17 protein-coding genes are annotated in these 18,051 nt (G+C 74.6%); 11 read left to right on the top strand and 6 right to left on the bottom strand.

Annotated features, from left to right (window positions below; all coding sequences use genetic code 11):
• Positions 1 to 112: 112 nt before the first annotated feature.
• From M1O15_RS12790 to M1O15_RS12810, 5 genes are all read right to left on the bottom strand, one after another.
• Entirely contained in the window at positions 113 to 1,972 is a 1,860-nt protein-coding gene (locus M1O15_RS12790; RefSeq protein ID WP_248633847.1) for a siderophore-interacting protein, read from the bottom strand.
• 151 nt (positions 1,973 to 2,123) lie between these two features.
• On the bottom strand, positions 2,124 to 3,170 hold the full coding sequence (locus M1O15_RS12795; protein WP_248633848.1) for an ABC transporter substrate-binding protein: 1,047 nt from the start codon (positions 3,168 to 3,170) through the stop codon (positions 2,124 to 2,126).
• 1 nt (position 3,171) lies between these two features.
• Complete coding sequence (locus tag M1O15_RS12800; RefSeq protein WP_248633849.1) at positions 3,172 to 3,978, bottom strand: ABC transporter ATP-binding protein; 807 nt, start codon at positions 3,976 to 3,978, stop codon at positions 3,172 to 3,174.
• The gene (locus tag M1O15_RS12805) at positions 3,975 to 5,057 is read right to left on the bottom strand and encodes a FecCD family ABC transporter permease (protein WP_248633850.1); all 1,083 of its coding nucleotides are present in this window, start codon (positions 5,055 to 5,057) and stop codon (positions 3,975 to 3,977) included. Before M1O15_RS12805 ends, M1O15_RS12800 begins: the two co-directional genes overlap by 4 nt.
• Positions 5,057 to 6,103 carry a FecCD family ABC transporter permease gene (locus M1O15_RS12810; protein WP_248633851.1) on the bottom strand — a complete coding sequence of 349 codons (1,047 nt, stop codon included), beginning with the start codon at positions 6,101 to 6,103 and terminating at the stop codon, positions 5,057 to 5,059. Before M1O15_RS12810 ends, M1O15_RS12805 begins: the two co-directional genes overlap by 1 nt.
• Before the next feature lie 142 nt (positions 6,104 to 6,245).
• On the opposite strand from M1O15_RS12810, the gene M1O15_RS31380 reads away from it, so the two are divergent.
• The 9 genes from M1O15_RS31380 to M1O15_RS12855 all read left to right on the top strand — a co-directional run bounded on the left by M1O15_RS31380 (position 6,246) and on the right by M1O15_RS12855 (position 15,609).
• Entirely contained in the window at positions 6,246 to 7,007 is a 762-nt protein-coding gene (locus M1O15_RS31380) for a helix-turn-helix transcriptional regulator (RefSeq protein WP_282576673.1), read from the top strand.
• Between the two features lie 172 nt (positions 7,008 to 7,179).
• Positions 7,180 to 7,842: an isochorismatase family protein gene (locus M1O15_RS12820; protein ID WP_248633852.1), complete on the top strand. Its 663-nt coding sequence runs from the start codon at positions 7,180 to 7,182 to the stop codon at positions 7,840 to 7,842.
• Positions 7,843 to 7,989: 147 nt separating this feature from the next.
• A complete protein-coding gene (gene argC / locus M1O15_RS12825) occupies positions 7,990 to 9,018 on the top strand; it encodes an N-acetyl-gamma-glutamyl-phosphate reductase (protein ID WP_248633853.1) in 1,029 nt (342 codons plus the stop codon).
• Positions 9,015 to 10,175: a bifunctional glutamate N-acetyltransferase/amino-acid acetyltransferase ArgJ gene (argJ, locus tag M1O15_RS12830; protein WP_248633854.1), complete on the top strand. Its 1,161-nt coding sequence runs from the start codon at positions 9,015 to 9,017 to the stop codon at positions 10,173 to 10,175. Before argC ends, argJ begins: the two co-directional genes overlap by 4 nt.
• Positions 10,176 to 10,195: 20 nt before the next feature.
• Complete coding sequence (gene argB, locus M1O15_RS12835; protein WP_248633855.1) at positions 10,196 to 11,122, top strand: acetylglutamate kinase; 927 nt, start codon at positions 10,196 to 10,198, stop codon at positions 11,120 to 11,122.
• Positions 11,119 to 12,297, top strand: coding sequence for an acetylornithine transaminase (locus tag M1O15_RS12840; protein WP_248633856.1), 1,179 nt, complete (start codon positions 11,119 to 11,121; stop codon positions 12,295 to 12,297). Before argB ends, M1O15_RS12840 begins: the two co-directional genes overlap by 4 nt.
• A gap of 212 nt (positions 12,298 to 12,509) precedes the next feature.
• Positions 12,510 to 13,916 (top strand): lysine N(6)-hydroxylase/L-ornithine N(5)-oxygenase family protein, encoded by a 1,407-nt coding sequence (locus M1O15_RS12845; protein WP_248633857.1) that lies wholly within the window; start codon positions 12,510 to 12,512, stop codon positions 13,914 to 13,916.
• Positions 13,917 to 13,972: 56 nt separating this feature from the next.
• Positions 13,973 to 15,403, top strand: coding sequence for a condensation domain-containing protein (locus M1O15_RS12850; RefSeq protein WP_248633858.1), 1,431 nt, complete (start codon positions 13,973 to 13,975; stop codon positions 15,401 to 15,403).
• A complete protein-coding gene (locus M1O15_RS12855; protein WP_248633859.1) occupies positions 15,400 to 15,609 on the top strand; it encodes an MbtH family protein in 210 nt (69 codons plus the stop codon). The genes M1O15_RS12850 and M1O15_RS12855 overlap by 4 nt, the downstream gene beginning before the upstream one ends.
• Before the next feature lie 127 nt (positions 15,610 to 15,736).
• Here M1O15_RS12855 and M1O15_RS12860 read toward each other — a convergent pair whose 3' ends face one another.
• Complete coding sequence (locus M1O15_RS12860; RefSeq protein ID WP_248633860.1) at positions 15,737 to 16,219, bottom strand: GNAT family N-acetyltransferase; 483 nt, start codon at positions 16,217 to 16,219, stop codon at positions 15,737 to 15,739.
• A gap of 181 nt (positions 16,220 to 16,400) precedes the next feature.
• Here M1O15_RS12860 and M1O15_RS12865 point away from each other — a divergent pair, with 181 nt between their 5' ends.
• Positions 16,401 to 16,685: a phosphopantetheine-binding protein gene (locus tag M1O15_RS12865; RefSeq protein WP_248633861.1), complete on the top strand. Its 285-nt coding sequence runs from the start codon at positions 16,401 to 16,403 to the stop codon at positions 16,683 to 16,685.
• Entirely contained in the window at positions 16,672 to 18,042 is a 1,371-nt protein-coding gene (gene entS, locus M1O15_RS12870) for an enterobactin transporter EntS (protein WP_308282292.1), read from the top strand. The genes M1O15_RS12865 and entS overlap by 14 nt, the downstream gene beginning before the upstream one ends.
• Positions 18,043 to 18,051: the final 9 nt, after the last annotated feature.

The following is an 18,051-nucleotide window of genomic DNA, read 5'->3' on the forward strand; positions in this document are numbered from 1 at the left end:
CGGGCGCCCCCTCCTCGTACACCTGCGGCGGTCCGGTCGTCCGGTACGGCCTTCCGTGCGGGGAGGGGGTGCGTACCGTCCGGGTGGCGGGAACCACCCGGACGGCGGGGTGTCAGGAGGCGGGGGTGAGGTGCCACATGCGGCTGTCCCAGCCGATGTCGGTGACCGTGTGCACGGTCAGTCCGGCGCGCTCGGCGAGGGCGGTGAGGTGGGCCTCGTCGCGGACGCCGGAGCCGAAGGCGCACTTGAGGCGGAGGTGGTGCAGCACGGCGTCGACGTCGTCGGTGTCGGCGGGGGTGGTGGGCTCGACCAGCAGCAGGGTGCCGCCCTCGGGGAGGGCCGCGCCGGCCTCGGCGAGGACCTGGACGGCGTCCTCGTCGGCGAGCTGCTCCAGCAGGCGGGAGATGAGGAGTACGGAGTCGGGGCGGGCGGGGACGGGGCCGGTGGCGGGGGTGAGTTCGACCTTCGGCAGGACGTCGGTGTCCAGGATCCGGTCCTTGACGGCGCGCAGGGCGGAGGGCAGCGCGGTGATCCGTACCCTCAGCTCGGGGAAGGCCTTGACCAGGGCGTTGACGACGGTGGCGGAGCCGTGGCCGGTGGCGGTGAGCGCGGGGACGCCACTCCAGTCGTGGGCGCGGACCACGCCGGGGGCGATCCAGCGGGCCTCCTCCTCGATGGCGGCGCGGGCGGTGCCGGCCAGGTGGTCGTCCTGGGCGATGGCGGCGGCCAGCGGCAGTCCGGCGGAGGTGCGGTAGCCGGCCTCGCCGGTGCGCAGGGTGTGCAGCAGCCCGGAGAGGGAGGCGTCGAGGTGGGCCTCGGCGCCGTCCAGGTGGTACTCGTCGGCGGAGTGGTCGTCCTCGACCAGTTCCTCGCTGATCGGGGTGAGCCGGTAGCCGTCGGCAGCGCCGTCCAGGACGTCCAGGGAGACGAGGTAGCTGAGGAGCGCGGCCAGGGTGGAGCGGTCGGCGGCGGTGGCCCGGTGGAGGGCGTCCAGGGTGCGGGTGCCGGACTCGACCAGCTCGAACAGCCCGAGGGTGACGGCGGCGCGGATGGCGTAGCCGGGGGCGAGGTCGGTGAGGGCGTGCAGCCGCTCGTGGGCGTCGTCGTCCTCGTCCTCCTCGACGGCGGCGGCCGCCGTCTCCTCGGAGACGGCCGCGGCGGGGGGCGCGGTGCGGCGCCAGTAGCCGGTGATGTGGGTGTGGTCGCGGGGGACCTGGCGCTCGGTGGCGAGGTGGCGGCGGATGCCCTTGAGGGAGATGGCCTCGCCGGCGACCCAGGCGAAGACGGTGCCGGGCAGCCACTGAAGGTCGCGGACGGCCTGCTCCAGCAGATCGGTGGTGCCGGCCGGGGCGCCGTCGCGGGAGAGCCAGGTGATGTCGGCGTCGGCGCGGGTGGACAGCTCCTGGCGGTGGCTGTCCTCGCCGATCTCGATGAGCACCTTGGCGCGGGTGCCCTCGGGCATCTCGTGCAGCCAGCGGGCGATGGCGGGCAGCGCGGTCTCGTCGCCGGCGACCAGGATCCAGTCGGCGCCCTCGGGGTGGCTGTGGGACATCTTGGGGCCGGCGATCCAGGCACTCTCGCCGGGCTTGGCCTGCTCGGCCCAGGTGGAGGCGACGCCGCCCTCGTGGCGTACGAAGTCGAAGTCGATCTCACCGGCGGCCGGGTCGAAGCGGACCGGGGTGTAGTCCTTGGCGACGGGGCGGCCGTCGTCGGGCCAGTCCAGGCTGCTGGTGTTCTGCCGGGGCAGGACCAGGCGGCCCTCCTCGTCGGCGAAGAAGAACTTCACATGGTCGTCGAAGCCCTCGGTGCGCAGCTCCGGCAGGTCGAAGCCGTCGCGGTGGAAGGCGTGCAGCTGCTCTCCGCCGAGGGTGATCCGCCGCATGCCGGGGGTCAGGTTCTCGGCGCGCAGCACCGTCAGCTCCCTGAGCACGATGGGGAAGGTGGCGACCGAACGGGGGCTGCGGGTGGGCATGGTGATGCTCCTTCGTACGCGGCGGCCTCGGGAGGTCCGCGGCGGCGCGGGGTGGGGCGGAGGGCGCGGGGGCGGGCCGCCGGAGGGGTGCTCCGGCGGCCCGGCCCGGTGGCGTCCGGGTGTATGGCGGTACGCCCGGACACCGGCCGGGCTACTTGCCGGCGACGGCCTTGGCCAGGATGGGGGTCAGGTTCTCGACCACCCAGGAGGCGCTGAGCGCGTCGGGGTAGGCCATGGCGACCGCGAGGCCGTTGGCGGAGGGGATGACGGTGTCGTGGTTGCCCTTGACGACCTTCAGCGAGCGGTAGAGCTTGTTCTTCTCCAGCTCGTCGGCGCTGAGCAGGCCGTTGTCACCGAAGGGGTACGTCATCAGCAGGACGTCCGCCTCCAGCTCGTCCAGGTTCTCCAGCGAGACGGCGTTCTTGTTGGGGCTGTAGTTCTTGGCGGCGGGCGCCTTGGTGAAGCCCAGCTGCTCGAAGACGCCCGGGTCCTGGGCGGCGTAGGAGCCGTAGCTCAGCTGCTCGGGGTGGACGATCGCGTAGGTGTAGGTCTTGCCCTTGAACTCGGGGTGGGCCTTGGCCGCGTCGGCGAGCGCCTTCTCGTTGGCGGCGATGACCTCCTCGGCCTTCTCCTCCAGGCCCAGCGCCTTGGCGGCGCCCTTGAGGCGCTCCTGCCAGGTGAGGGTGTCGGCCTCTTCCTTCTTGCCGTAGGTGACGACCGGGGCGATGGGCGAGAGCTTGGCGTACTCCTTGTCCATCTGCCAGGTGTTCATGCCCAGGATGACGTCGGGCTGGGCGGCGGCGATGGCCTCGAAGTCGGTGCCGTCGGTGTCGTCGTACGTCTTGGGCTTGCCGCCGCCGAGCTTGTCGAGGGCCTTCTGCTTGTACTCGGGGAAGGGCGAACCGTCCTCGACGTCCGGGGTGATGACCGGGACCAGGCCGAGGGCGAGCGCGATGGAGGTGTCGCCGTCGGAGACGGTGGCGACCTTGACCGGCTTCTTCTCGACCTTGGCGGTGCCCCAGGCGTTGGTGAGGCTGACCGGGAAGGCGGTGGAGGAGGCGCCGTCCTTGCCCTTGTCCTGGGACTGGTCGTCCGTGGCCTTGTCCTCGGAGCCGCAGCCGGCGACCAGGGTGGCGCAGACGGCCGCGGCGACGAGCACGGCGCCGCGGCGGAGGGCGGGTCTGGCGAGGCGGTTCATATCAGCTGTTCTCCTGTGGTGCGTGACGGCGGCCGAGCGGGAAGATCTGCGGCCGGTCCGTGCGAGGGTGGGGTACGACGACGCAGTCGAGGCCGAAGACCTCGGCGACGGTGCGGGCGTCGAGGACCTCTTCGGGCGGGCCCTGCCGGATGATCCGACCATCGCGCATGGCGACGATGGTGGAGGCGTACAGGGCGGCCTGGTTGAGGTCGTGGGAGACGAGGACGATGGTCTTGCCGGCCTTCTCGTTGAGGTCGGCGAGCAGGTCCATCACCTCGATCTGATGGGCGATGTCCAGGTAGGTGGTCGGTTCGTCCAGCAGAAGCGTGGGGGTGTCCTGGGCCAGAGCCAGGGCGATCCAGACCCGTTGGCGCTGGCCGCCGGAGAGCTGGTCCACCGGGCGGTCGACCAGTTCGGCGGTGCCGGTGGCGGCCAGCGCCTCGGCGATCAGGATGTCGTCCTTGCCGGTGCGGCGCTCGCCGAAGCGGCGGTGCGGGTGGCGGCCGCGCCAGACCAGGTCGCCGACGGTGATGGACTCCGGGGCGATCGGCGACTGGGGCAGGATGCCGAGCCGGCGCGCCACGTCCCGGGTGGGCATGGCGTGGATGTCGGCGCCCTCCAGGAGGACCGATCCGGCGGCCAGCGGCAGCAGCCGGGCGACCGACTTCAGCAGGGTCGACTTGCCGCAGGCGTTGGGCCCGACCAGGGCGGTGATCCTCCCCGCGGCGATCTGCACGTCGAGCCCGTCGATGACGAGGCGCTTGCCGTAGCCGGCGGCGATGGCGCGGGCTTCCAGTGGGTGTGTCACGAGGCTCCCTGTCCGCGCCGAAGGATCAGCCAGACGAAGTAGGGCGCGCCCAGCAGCGCGGTGAGGACCCCGGTGGGTACCGGGCTGATCAGGGGGGCGTGCAGCGCCAGCACGTCGGCGCCGATGACGATGGCGGCGCCGACCGGGGCGGCGAGCAGGACCGAGCGCTCGGCTCCGACCAGCCAGACGGCGATGGGGCCGCTGATCAGGGAGACGAAGCCGATGGGGCCGACGACGCTGGTGGCCAGCGCGGCGGCGGCGGCGCCGAGCAGCAGCACGGCGACCCGGGCCGGGTTGACCCGGGTGCCCAGTCCGGTGGCGAGCTGGTCGCCGAGCGCCATGGCGGTGAGCGAGCGGTTCAGCCAGACGGCCAGGGGGAGGCAGCAGGCCAGGCCGGTGGCGAGGGTGGTGACCCCGTCCCAGTCGGCGGCGTTGGTGGAGCCGATGGTCCAGCGCATGGCGATGGCGAGGTCGTTGGCCTCGGCCATGGTGAACAGGTAGTTGGTGTAGGCGACGCAGACCGCGCTCAGCCCGATGCCGACCAGGATCAGCCGGTAGGTGTCCACCTGCCCGCCGCGCCAGCTGAGTGCCTGGACGGCGGCGACCAGGACGAAGGAGCCGGCGATGGCGGCGACCGGGGCGCCGACGACGTACGCGGCGGGGGCCAGCAGCAGCACGGTGGCGGCCCCGGCACTGGCGCCGGCGGAGATGCCGACGATGTCGGGGGTGGCCAGCGGGTTGCGGATGAGCCGCTGGTAGAGCGCGCCGGCCAGGCCGAACAGGGCGCCGGCCAACAGCGCGGCCAGGGTGCGGGGCATCCGCAGCTGGAACACCAGGTAGTCGGCGAGGCCTTCGCGCAGTCCGAGGGCGGCGGGCAGCACCTCGCTCGCCGGGACGCCGTTGAGGTCGATCAGCAGCGCGGCGGCGGTGAAGGCGACCAGCAGTACGGCGAGGGCGGCGCAGACCAGTGCGGTACGGCGGTGGCGGGCGCGGCGGACGGCGCGCAGACGGGCCGCGGCGGCGAGCGCGGGCGCGGCGGCGGAGTCCGGGGCGGTGGCCCGGGTGTCGAGGACGGTCATCACACCCGCACCAGGTCGCGGCGGCGGGCGAGCCACACGAAGAAGGGGGTGCCGACGACGGCGGTCATCACACCGACCTGGATCTCGCCGTGGTCCAGGATGAGCCGGCCGGCGGTGTCGGAGACGGTGAGCAGCACGGCGCCGGTGGCCATGGCGACCGGCAGCGACCAGCGGTGGTCGGCGCCGACGAGCATCCGGGCGACATGGGCGCCGACCAGTCCGACGAAGGCGACCGGGCCGATGGCGGCGGTGGCCGCGGCGCAGAGCAGCACGGCGACGGCGGCCGCGGTGAGGCGGGCCCGCTCGACCTTGACGCCCAGTCCGCGGGCGGCCTCGTCGCCGAGGCCGAGGACGTTGAGGGTGCGGCCGAGGGTGAGCGCGAGGAGCAGGCCCGCGATGGCGAACGGCAGGATCTGGCCGAGGGCTTCGGACCGCCCGGTGAGCTGGCCGACCGACCAGGCCCGCAGATGGGCGAAGGCCACCCGGTCGCGGACCACGAGCAGGGTGATGAGGGAGGACATCACGGCGCCCATGGCGACCCCGGCGAGGACCAGCCCGATGGTGGTGGAGCCGGTGTTGGTGCGGGTGCCGATGAGGTAGACCAGGGCGGCGGCGCAGGCGGAACCGGCCAGCGCGAGCCAGAAGTAGCCCTGGACGCCGGTGACTCCGAGGAACAGGATGCCGAGGACCACGAAGAGCGAGGCGCCCTGCTCGACGCCGAGGATGCCCGGATCGGAGAGCGGGTTCATGGTGAGCGCCTGCATGATGAGCCCGGAGGCGCCGAGCGCGGCGCCGACCAGCAGGCCGAGGAAGGTCCGCGGGATCCGGTCGGTCCACAGCACATGGGAGTTGAACGTCTCACCGCCGGGGTGCAGCAGGACCCTGACGACCTCGCCCGCGGAGATGTCGCGGGCGCCGAGGGCGATGCCCGCGACGAGGGTGGCGGCCAGCGCGGCGAGGGCCAGCACCGCCACGGTGGCGCCGCGCGAGGAGCGGGTCCGGGCCAGTGGCGGGGCGGACGTCACCGGTGGGGACGTATCGGTCATGTGGTTTTCCTCGGCTCCTCACGCATCGGCTCGGTGGGTTAGGTTACCCTAACCTTAATTCCGCCGATCCAACAGGGAGGCGGACCGATCATATGTGGGGTCCGAAGCCTCGGCCCCGCCGTTTCAAGGGGGTTGGACTGGCATGGTGCGGCATGCGGTGCAGGCCGGGCATATCGGGCGATACGAGGAGCGGTTCGGCGACGGCCATGTGACGGCCGTGGGGCACGGGTTGCGGGTGCACGACTTCCACCGGTTCCTGTGGGCCCCGGTGGGCCGGATCACCGTGACCGCCCAGGGCCGGGACCACGAACTGTCCCCGGCGGTGGCCCTGTGGGTGCCCGCCGGCGTACCGCACAGCGCGCGCTACGACCCCGACTCCCTGGTGGTCACCGAGGACTTCGCGGCCGACCGCGACCTGCCGTACACCCGGGCCACCCGGGTCAACGTCGGCGAGGCCCAGCGGCGGCTGCTGCTCGGCCGGACCCGCACCGCGCGCCCGGAGCCGGACGACCCGCGGGTGTTCGCCGCGCTGACCGCCGGCCACCGGGACTCGCTGCCACTGCCCCAGCCGGTGAGCGGCGCGGCCCGTGCGGTCGCCGGCGAACTGCTGCGCCACCCGCAGGACCAGCGCACCGCCACCGAGTGGGCGGCCGGGCTGTACGTCAGCTCCACCAGCCTGCGCCGGGCGTTCCGTTCGGAGACCGGGCTCGCCTTCTCCGAGTGGCGCACCCGGGTGCGGCTCAACCGCTCGCTGGACCTGCTGGCGCAGGGGCTGCTGGTGGGCACGGTGGCCGCCCGGGTGGGCTTCGTCTCCACCAACGGCTACATCCTGGCCTTCCGGCGCCACTTCGGCTCCACGCCCGGGGCGTACGCCCGCCGCCGGGTCACCGCCCCGGCCGCCTGAGGCCCGGCCCCTGCCGTCGGCCGGTGGAAGTTAGGCTAACCTAAGTTCCGTTGCGCCAGCCGTGTGCCGCCATCCGGTGCGCCGGTCCGGCGCCGCGCACCCCGTAGGCCGCCGACCGGCGCTCCGCGGGTCGCGCCGCCTCCCGTCCACCGCGCCACCAGCGAGGAGTCGTATGGGTCCGCCGACCGCCGCGCCGCACCCCCTGTCCGGGGAGGACGGCACACCGCCGCCCGAAGCGGTACGGCTGCCCGAACCGGGCCGCGCCGCGCTGGTCCTCCTCGGTCTCAACCAGGGCCCCGCCGCGGTGCTGCCGGAGCCGGCCGCCGCCGAACTGCTCGCCGCGGTAGGGCCGCTGAGGGAGCGGGCCGCCGCGCGGGGACTGCTGGTGGTGCACGGCGTACGGCACGGGCCCAAGGCACCGCGGACGGCGGCGGGGGCGGCGCCGGCGCCGCGGGTGGGCGAGCACCTGGTGGACCACCTCCACCCCAACGCCTTCCTCGGCAGCCGGCTGGGCCGGGTGCTGCGGGCCGCCGGACGCGACCAGGTGGTGCTGTGCGGGCTGCCGGCCGAGCACACCGTGCTGCTGACCGCGGCCGACGCGGTGATGCACGGGCTGACCGTCTTCATCGCCTCCGACGCGGTCGCCGACCTCACCCCCGAACGCCAGGCCGGCGCCCTGAAGTGGGCGGCCCGGCACGGGGTCGCGGTGCTGCCCGCCGCCGAACTGCTGCCCGGACCGGTGGAGTCCGGGCACCCGGGCGACGGCCCCCCGCCCGCGAACGCCCCGGTCGCCGGCGGCCCGTACCCCGCCGACGGCGCCGTACCCGCGGTCTGACACCGCCGCACACCCCACCTCCACCCCCACCGACCACCGGCTCCCCCTCCCGGCGGAGCCGCCCCACCCACCCGCACAGCTCCCCCCGCCCCGGTCCATCGCGCGGCCGGGGGCGGACCCGTGCCCGAAAAAGGGAGGAAAGCCTCCATGACCCTCACCGCGGCCGTGGCGGGCGCCAGCGGCTACGCCGGGGGTGAGCTGCTGCGGCTGCTCACCGCGCACCCCGGTGTGACCGTCGGCGCCCTGACCGCGCACAGCAGCGCGGGCCGCCCGCTCGGCGAGTCCCAGCCCCAGCTGCCCGCGCTCGCCGACCGGGTGACCGTGCCGACCGGCGCCGAGGCGCTCGCCGGGCACGATGTGGTCTTCCTGGCGCTGCCGCACGGCCGGTCCGCCGCGCTCGCCCGCGAACTCGGCCCGGACACCCTGGTGGTGGACCTCGGGGCCGACTTCCGGCTGAGCGACGCCGAGGCCTGGCGGCGGTTCTACGGCACCGAGCACGCCGGCACCTGGCCCTACGGCCTGCCCGAACTGCCCGGCGCCCGCGAGGCGCTGCGCACCACCCGGCGGATCGCCGTCCCCGGCTGCTACCCGACCGCGGTCACCCTGGCCCTGTTCCCCGCCTTCGCGGCCGGGCTGGTGGAGCCGGAGGCCGTGGTGGTGGCGGCGAGCGGCACCTCCGGCGCGGGCCGATCGCTCAAGCCGCAGCTGCTGGGCGCGGAGGTGATGGGCTCGATGAGCCCGTACGGGGTCGGCGGCGGCCACCGGCACACCCCGGAACTGGTGCAGAACCTCTCCGCGGTGGCGGGTGAGGACGTCGCCGTCTCCTTCACCCCGCTGCTCGCGCCGATGCCCCGCGGCATCCTGGCCACCTGCTCGGCCCGGCTGCGGCCCGGCGCGGACCAGGACGCGGTCCGCGAGGCGTACGAGAAGGCGCTGAGCGGGGAGGAGTTCGTCCGCCTGCTGCCGGAGGGCCGCTGGCCGGCCACCGGGGCGGTGCTGGGCTCCAACAGCGCGCAGCTCCAGCTGGCGGTGGATCCCTCGGTCGGCCGGCTGACCGTGGTCTGCGCGATCGACAACCTCGTCAAGGGCACCGCCGGTGGCGCGGTGCAGTCCATGAACCTCGCCCTGGGCCTGCCGGAGGGCACCGGGCTGACCGTGAACGGAGTGGCGCCATGAGCGTGACCGCCGCCCGGGGCTTCTCCGCCAGTGGAGTGGCCGCCGGGATCAAGAGCTCGGGGAACCGGGACCTCGCCGTGGTGGTCAACCACGGCCCCTCGTACGCCGCGGCCGGGGTGTTCACCTCCAACCGGGTGCAGGCCGCCCCGGTGCGCTGGTCGCGCGCGGTGCTGGCCGACGGCCGCCTCTCCTCGGTCGTCCTCAACTCCGGCGGCGCCAACGCCTGTACGGGGCAGGCGGGCGCCGTGGACACCCGGCTGACCGCCGAGCGGGCCGCCGCCGCGCTGGGCACCGACGCCCGGGAGGTGGCGGTCTGCTCCACCGGGCTGATCGGGGTGCGGCTCCCGGTGGACGCCGTGCTGAGCGGCGTGGACGCGGCCGTCGCCGAGCTCACCGGGGAGAGCGGCGGCGGTGAGCGCGCCGCGGACGCGATCCTGACCACCGACACCGTCCGCAAGACCGCCGTGGCCCACGGGGCCGGCGGCTGGACGGTGGGCGGGATGGCCAAGGGCGCGGGGATGCTCGCTCCGGGCCTGGCCACCATGCTGGTGGTGATCACCACCGACGCCGAGCTGCCCGCCGGGACGCTGGACGCGGCGCTGCGCGAGGCGGTGCGCACCACCTTCGACCGGGTGGACTCCGACGGCTGCATGTCCACCAACGACACCGTGCTGCTGCTGGCCTCGGGCGCCTCCGGACAGCGGCCCGGCGCGGCCGAGTTCACCGACGCGCTGCGGGCGGTCTGCCGCGACCTGTCCCGGCAGCTGGTGCAGGACGCCGAGGGGGCGTCCAAGGAGATCGACGTGGTGGTGACCGGTGCCGCCTCCGAGGAGGACGCGGTGGCGGTGGGCCGCTCGGTGGCCCGCAGCAACCTGCTGAAGTGCGCCCTGCACGGCGAGGACCCCAACTGGGGCCGGGTGCTCTCCGCGGTCGGCACCACCAGCGCCTACTTCGACCCCGACCGGCTGGACGTGGCGGTCAACGGGGTGTGGGTGTGCCGGGACGGCGCGGCCGGGGAGGCGCGCGAGAAGTGCGATCTGACCGGGCGGCGGGTCACGGTCACCGTGGATTTGAAGGCGGGCGACGCCTCGGCGGAGATCTGGACCAACGACCTCACCGCCGCGTACGTCCACGAGAACAGCGCGTACAGCTCATGAGCGAGGCGGAGGACAGACCCATGGACGACCACCGGGGCCGGGCGCCGCGGGCGCGGACCGTGCTGGAGGCGCTGCCCTGGCTGGAGCGCTACCACGGCCGCACGGTGGTGGTGAAGTTCGGCGGCAACGCCATGGTGGACGAGGAGCTGAAGCAGGCCTTCGCCCGGGATGTGGTGGCGCTGCGCTACGCCGGTCTGCGGCCGGTGGTGGTGCACGGCGGCGGCCCGCAGATCAGCGCCCTGCTGGACCGCCTGGGCCTGGAGGTGAAATTCACCGCCGGGCTGCGGGTGACCACCCCCGAGGTGATGAACGTGGTGCGGATGGTGCTGGCGGGTCAGGTGCAGCGGGAGATCGTCTCACTGCTCAACACCCATGGCGCCTTCGCGGTCGGGATGACCGGTGAGGACGCCCGCACCCTGACCGCGGTGCGCCGCCCGGCCTGGGTGGACGGGCAGCCGGTGGACATCGGGCTGGTCGGCGATGTGGTGCGGGTGGACCCCGACACCGTACGGGCGCTGCTGGACCGCGGCCGCATCCCGGTGGTCTCCCCGGTGGCGCGCGGCGAGCACGGCGAGGTCTACAACGTCAACGCCGATCTCGCGGCGGCGGCGCTGGCGAGCGCCCTGGACGCGGAGAAGCTGGTGATGCTCACCGATGTGGCCGGGCTGTACGCCAACTGGCCGGAGTCGGACGAGGTGATCGCCCGGCTGACCGCGGGCGAGCTGGAGGAGCTGCTGCCGACGCTGGCCAGCGGGATGGTGCCCAAGATGGAGGGCTGTCTGCGGGCGGTCCGGGACGGGGTGCGGATGGCGCACGTGCTGGACGGGCGGATCCCGCACATCCTGCTGCGGGAGGTGTTCACCGACGACTCCACCGGCACCGTGGTGGTGCCCGACCCGGTGGCGGGCCCGCTGGCGGACATCGCCGGGACGGGGGCGGCCCGATGACGGACGCCCCTGTCACCCCGCCGCTGGAGCGCTGGCGGCGGGTGATGATGGACACCTACGGCACTCCCCCGCTGGCGCTGGAGCGCGGCGAGGGCGCCACGGTGTGGGACACCGAGGGCCGGGCGTATCTGGACTTCACCGGCGGCATCGCGGTCAACGCCCTGGGCCACGCCCATCCGGCGGTGGTCGCGGCGGTGACCGGGCAGATCGGCCGGCTGGGCCATGTGTCCAACCTGTACGCGGCCGAGCCGCCGATCGCCCTCGCCGAACGGCTGCTGGCGCTCGACGGGCGGCCCGGCGGCCGGGTGTTCCTGGCCAACTCGGGCACCGAGGCGATGGAGGCGGCGTTCAAGCTGGCCCGGCGCACCGGGCGGACCCGGATGGTGGCGGCCACCGGTGGCTTCCACGGCCGCTCCATGGGGGCGCTGGCGCTGACCGGACAGCCGGCCAAGCAGGCGCCGTTCCTGCCGCTGCCCGGCGGGGTGGTCCATGTGCCCTACGGCGACGCCGGGGCGCTGGCCGCCGCGGTGGACGAGCGCACGGCCGCCGTGGTGCTGGAGCCGGTGCAGGGCGAGGGCGGGGTGGTGCCGGCGCCGCCGGGTTATCTGCGGGCGGCCCGGGAGGCGACCCGGGCGGCCGGGGCGCTGCTGGTGCTGGACGAGATCCAGACCGGGATCGGGCGGACCGGCCACTGGTACGCCCACCAGGCCGACCCGGATATCGCGCCGGACGTGGTGGCGCTGGCGAAGGGGCTGGGCGGCGGGCTGCCGATCGGCGCGGTGCTGGCCTTCGGGGCGGCGGCCGGACTGCTGACGCCCGGCCAGCACGGCTCCACCTTCGGGGGCAACCCGGTCTCCTGCGCGGCGGGGCTCGCCGTGCTGGACACCATCGAGGCGGACGGGCTGCTGGTGCACGTCCGGGACACCGGGCAGCGGCTCCGCGAGGGGATCGAGGAGCTTCGGCATCCGCTGGTGGAGCGGGTACGGGGCGCCGGGCTGCTGCTCGGCGTGGTGCTCGCCGAGCCGGTGGCCGGGCGGGCCCAGGCGGCCGCCCAGCGGGCCGGCTTCCTGGTCAACGCGGTCGGCCCGGCCGTCCTGCGGCTGGCTCCCCCGCTGACCGTGACCGCCGGTGAGGTGGACCGCCTGGTCGCCGCGCTGCCGGCAATTCTGGGCTGAGAGCGCCCCCTTGGGCACGGTCGGCATGATGTCGGCCGTGCCCCGGTTTGCCCCTTGGCCGACTTGACACCCCTCACCCATTAGGACATCTTAGGCAAGCCTTACCTAAGGGTTTGGGTGTCTCGCGCGGCCCGAAGCGCCCGGTGCCCCACCCCGGCTCAGTGACCGGGGCACCCTTCCGGCACCGGGCTGGACTCAAGCAAAGGATGAGCATGTCTGCAGGGCACGCGAACGCCGCACGGCACGGCAGCGGACCCGACCGGGACCAGGACGTCGACCTGGTCGGCGTCGGGTTCGGGCCGGCCAACCTGGCACTGGCCATCGCGGTCGACGAGCACAACGCCCAGTGCGGCCCCGGGCGCGCGATACGCACCGCCTTCGTGGAGCGCCAGCAGCAGTTCGGCTGGCACCGGGGCATGCTGCTGCCGGGCACCACCATGCAGGTGTCGTTCCTCAAGGACCTGGCCACCATGCGGGACCCGAGCAGCCGCTTCACCTTCCTGCGCTATCTGCACGACCGGGGCCGGCTGGCGGACTTCATCAACCAGAAGTCCTTCTTCCCGACCCGGCTGGAGTTCCACGACTACCTGCTCTGGTGCGCCGCCGAGTTCACCGACCGGGTGCGCTACGGGCGCGAGGCCGCCGAGGTCACACCGGTGGAGCGGGACGGCGCCGTCGAGGCCTTCGACGTGCTCACCGAATCCGTCGCCTCCCGTCAGGAGACCGAGGCGCTGCGCACCCGCAACCTGGTCATCAGCACCGGGCTCGTCCCGCGGATGCCGGCCGGCACCGCGATCGGCCCCCATGTCTGGCACACCCGCGACCTGCGGCTCAACGCCGAGGCGATCGCCGAGCGGCCGCACCGCCGCTTCGTGGTGGTGGGCGCCGGGCAGTCGGCCGCCGAGGCCGCCGAGTACCTGCACCGGGAGTTCCCCGACGCCGAGGTGTGCGCGGTCTTCACCCGCTACGGCTACAGCCCGGCCGACGACAGCCCGTTCGCCAACCGGATCTTCGACCCGGCGGCGGTGGACGACTTCTACCGCGCCCCCGACGAGGTCAAGCAGGCCCTGCTGACCTACCACGCCAACACCAACTACTCGGTGGTGGACGGCGAGCTGATCGAGCAGCTGTACCGCACGGCCTACCAGGAGAAGGTGGCCGGCACCGAGCGGCTGCGGGTCATGGGCACCACCGCGCTGACCGCCGTGGAGGAACTGCCCGACGGGGCGCGGGCGGTACTGCGCTCGCTCACCACCGGCGAGGCCTTCACGCTGGAGTGCGACGCGGTGGTGATGGCCACCGGCTACACCCCGACCGACCCGCTCCAGCTGCTCGGCCCGCTGGCCGAGGAGTGCCTGACCGACGGCCAGGGGCGGCTGCGCATCGGCCGCGACCACCGGGTGGCGACCACCGACCGGGTGCGCGCCGGGATCTACGTCCAGGGCGCGGCGGCCGGCCACTCGCACGGCATCACCTCCTCGCTGCTGTCCACGCTGGCCGTGCGCTCCGGGGAGATCTGCGACTCGCTGCTGCTGGGCCGGGCCGAACGGGACGTGCTCACCGGGCGCGGTGCCGCCGATGCCTCCCCGGCCGGCGGCGTCCCGGTGGCGGCCGGCTGACCGCCGCCGCTCCGACGCCCCCGCCACCACCAGACGTGACCCCACCGGAAGTCCCCATGCCCGCCCGCCCCTCGACCGCGCCCGCCGCGGCGGCGAACGGAGCGCTGGAGCTCACCTCGGCCCAGGCCGATGTGCTCTCCGCCCAGCGCGCCGCTCCCGACGATCCCACCTACAACGTCGGCCAGTACGTCGACCTCACCGGACCGCTCGACACCGAGCTGCTGCGCCGGGCCGTCGCCCGCACCCTCGCCGAGGCCCCCGGACTGCGTCTGCGGGTGTGGGAGGAGGGCGGCCGCGCCTGGCAGCAGCGGCTGCCCTTCGACCCCGAGGGCTGGCGGCTGCCCCGGCTGGACACCACCGGCGCCGCCGATCCGGTGGCCGCCGCGGTGGAGCTGGTGCGCGACCAGCTGGCCTGCCCGCCCCGGCTCCAGCCGCCCTCCGGCGAGGGCCCGCCGCCCGCGCTGACCGGCACGGTGCTGGTCAGGGTCGGGCCCGAACGGCACCTGCTCTTCTCGTACTTCCACCACCTCGCGGTGGACGGCTACGGGGTGGCGCTGCTGACCCGCCGGATCGCGGACCTGTACACCGCCGCGGTACGCGGCACCGAGCCGTCGCCGTCGCCGTTCGCGCCGCTGGAGGTGCTGGTGGCGGCCGAGCGGGAGTACGCCGGCTCGGCCCGCGAGGCCGCCGACCGGGCGCACTGGGCGGCCCGGTACGCCGACCGCCCGGCGCCCGTCCGCTTCCCGGCCGCCGGGACCACCGGCGCTTCTTCCGGCGCGGCGCGGCACACCGTACTGCTGGACCGGGAGGACTCCGCACTGCTGGCGAAGGCGGTCCGGCCGGCCCGCGCCACCTGGGCGGAGGCCGTGACCGCGGCGCTGGCGGCCCGGCTGCACCGGGACACCGGGGCCACCGAGGCGGTCTTCCGGATGTACGTGCTGGGGCGGACCGCGCCCGGCGCCCTGCGGGTGCCCGGGATGGCGGTCAACGTGCTGCCGGTGCGGATCGCGGTGGACGGGGCGGCGACCTTCCGGGAGCTGCTGGAGCGCACGGTCGCCGAGTTCGCCGCCGTACGGGAGCACCAGCGGTTCCGCGGCGAGGTGCTGGCCCGGGAGATCTGGCCCGGCGCCGGGAGCCGGGCGCCCTCGGTGGCGCTGCTCAACCTGCGGCCGTTCCCCGCCGAGGTGGACTTCGCCGGACTGACCGGACGGGTCGTCACCCTGGCCTCCGGCCCGGTGGACGACGTCTCGCTGTCGGTGGTCCGCCACCCCGACGGGCGGCTGCGGCTGGACCTGGACGCCGACACCGGCCGCTACGGCACCGCGGGCCCGGCCGCGCTGGCCGAGCGGTACACCGCCCTGCTGCTGGCCCTGGCGGCCGCCCCGGACACACCGCTGGCGGACCTGCCGGAACCGGCCGTACCGACGACTTCCCTTCCCCACCCCCAGGCCGTACCGGCCGCACCCACGCAAGGAGAGACCCGATGACCGCGACCAACCCCTTCGAGGACGACGACGCCCGCTACCTGGTGCTGGTCAACGAGGAGAACCAGCACTCGCTGTGGCCGGCCTTCGCCGAGGTGCCGGCGGGCTGGACCACGGTGCACGGCGAGGACTCCCGCCAGGGCTGCGCCGCCTACGTCGAGGAGAACTGGACCGACATGCGGCCCGCCAGCCTCGCCGCGAAGTCCTGACGCCCCGGTGAGACGTCTTCCGGGCCGGGGCATCCTCGTCGTCAGCCGCCCCGGCCCGGAAGACCCGCCCCGCCGAACCGCCGCCAACCGGCCCGCCCCTCGGGGCGGGCCGCAGTGCGGTGCGGGGCTAGTGGCCCAGCGCGCGGCTGAGCACGACCGAGCCGCGCCCGGGGTCGAGCGCCGCCCGCCAGGCGGCGGGCGCCCGGTGGTCGTCGCCGGGGGCGAAGCCGTAGCGCAGGAAGAGCTCACCACCGCCGGTGGTGGCGGTGAACAGCGCGCGGACGCCCTCGGCCTCGGCCCGGGCGAGCACCGCCCGCAGCAGGGCCGAGCCGGTGCCCCGGCCCTGACTGGCGGGCGCCACGCAGAAGTTGTAGAGCACGGCGAGGGTCCCGGGACCGGGCTCGGCGGGGTGGTGGCGCAGCGCCACACAGCCCTCCAGCGCCCCGTTCGGCGCCTCGGCGACCAGGAACTCCCCGGCCATCTCGGCGTAGAGGGCGGCCGGGCGCTCGCGCAGCGCTCCGGTGCGCGCGAACGTCCGGGACAGCCGGTGCAGCGCCTCGGCGTCCCGCCGGGTGGCGGTCCGTACCACCGGGCCCCGCCGACGGGGCACCGAGGGTCTGGGTATCGCCGTGGTCAAGGGCTTCTCGCTCTCGTGGAGTTGGTGGCCGGGGCGGCGGCGGAACACGGCCGCCCGGCTTGACGAGGACAATCATAGATAGTTAGGTAAGGCTCACCTTATCGGTATGCTTGCCCCTTGACGCAGGCACACCACTGACGCGGAGGAACCGGAGATGGCCGACACGGCCGGAGCACAGCGGACGTTCAGCATCGAGCGCCTGGCGCGGGACGTGGCCGAGGTGCTGTACGTCGACGCCGACGAGGTCGAGACGGACGAGAGCCTGCTCGACCAGGGGCTGGACTCGATCCGGCTGATGACGCTGGTGGAGAACTGGCGGGCGGACGGCGCCGAGATCGGCTTCGCCGACCTGGCCGAGCGCCCCACCCTGCGCGAGTGGGCCGAGCTGCTCGACCCGGCGGCCACCGAGGCGGCGGGAGTGGACCGTGCGGGCGCGTGACCTGCTGATCGACATCACCCCGCTGCGGGACAGCCGGGACTTCCGGGCCATCTTCATCGCCCGGGTGGTGTCGCTCTTCGGCCTCGGCATGGCCGCGGTCGCGCTGGCCGGCCAGGTGTACGAGACCTGGTCGACCTTCCATGTGGCCACGGTCAGCATCGTCATGAGCGTCACCGTGCTGCTGGGTTCGCTCTGGGGCGGCTGGATGGCCGACCGGATGGACAAGCGGACGCTGATCGTCTGCGCCCGGGGCGCCGCCGCGCTGGCCTTCGCGGGTCTGGCGGTCAACGCCTTCCTGCCGGAGCCCTCGCTCTGGGTCCTCTACCTCTGCGTCGCCTGGGACGGGTTGGCCACCGGGGTCAGCGTCACCGCGCTGATGGCGGTCGCCCCGACCCTGGTCCGCCCCGACCAGCTGCCCGCAGCCGGTGCCCTGATCTCCCTCACCGGTGAGATCGGCTCCATCACCGCCCCGCTGCTCGGCGGTGTGCTGCTCGGACTCACCGGCCCCGGCGCGGTGTTCGCCTTCGCCGCGTTCACCACCGCCGTCACCTCCCTGCTGATCACCAGGGTCCGTCCGCTCCCGCCGGTGAAGGACGAGGACGACGACACCGAGGACAGCGGCTCGGTCCTGGTGGCCTTCCGCTACGCGGCCCGCAGCCGGGTCGTCGGCGGACTGCTGCTCCTCGGCGGGGTGATGGCCGTCTTCAGCCTCCCGGTGGTGCTCTTCCCCGAGATGGTGGACAAGCAGCTCGGCGCCGACGCGGGGAACTTCGAGTTCATGCTCGGTGTGCTCTACACCGCCCCGGCGGTCGGCGCGGTGGCCGTCTCGGCCACCAGCGGCTGGCTCAACCGGGCCGCCCGCCCCGGCCGGCTGCTGCTGGCCGCCGCCTTCGTCGGCGGGTCCAGCGCCATCGGCTTCGGCTTCAGCGGCCATCTGGCGCTCGCCTTCGTGATGCTGGCGATCGGCGGCGCGGCCGGCACGGTGTACGAGATCCTGGAGTACGCGCTGGTCCAGCACAACACCCCGGACCGACTGCGCGGCCGGATGGTCAGCGTGATCACCGCCCAGGGCACCAGCGGCGGCATGGTCGGCGACGCCGAGGCGGCCGCGGTCGCCCGCTGGACCAGCACCGGTGGCGCCGCCGTCATCAACGGCGCGATCTGCGCCGGCGCGGCCCTGCTGATCGCCCTGCTCGTCCCCGGGCTGCGCAAGGCCACCCTGCCGTACGACGACGAGGACGAGGACGGCGGCGCGTCGGCCGGCGGCCCGCCGAGCGACACCGAGCCCGCCCTCGCCGACCCCGGCTCCGTGCCCGGCACCCCGGGGGCCACCGCAGCCCCGGCCGCCACCGGCTGACCCCGCCCC

Source organism: Streptomyces lichenis, assembly GCF_023218175.1.
GTDB classification, from domain to species: domain Bacteria; phylum Actinomycetota; class Actinomycetes; order Streptomycetales; family Streptomycetaceae; genus Streptomyces; species Streptomyces lichenis.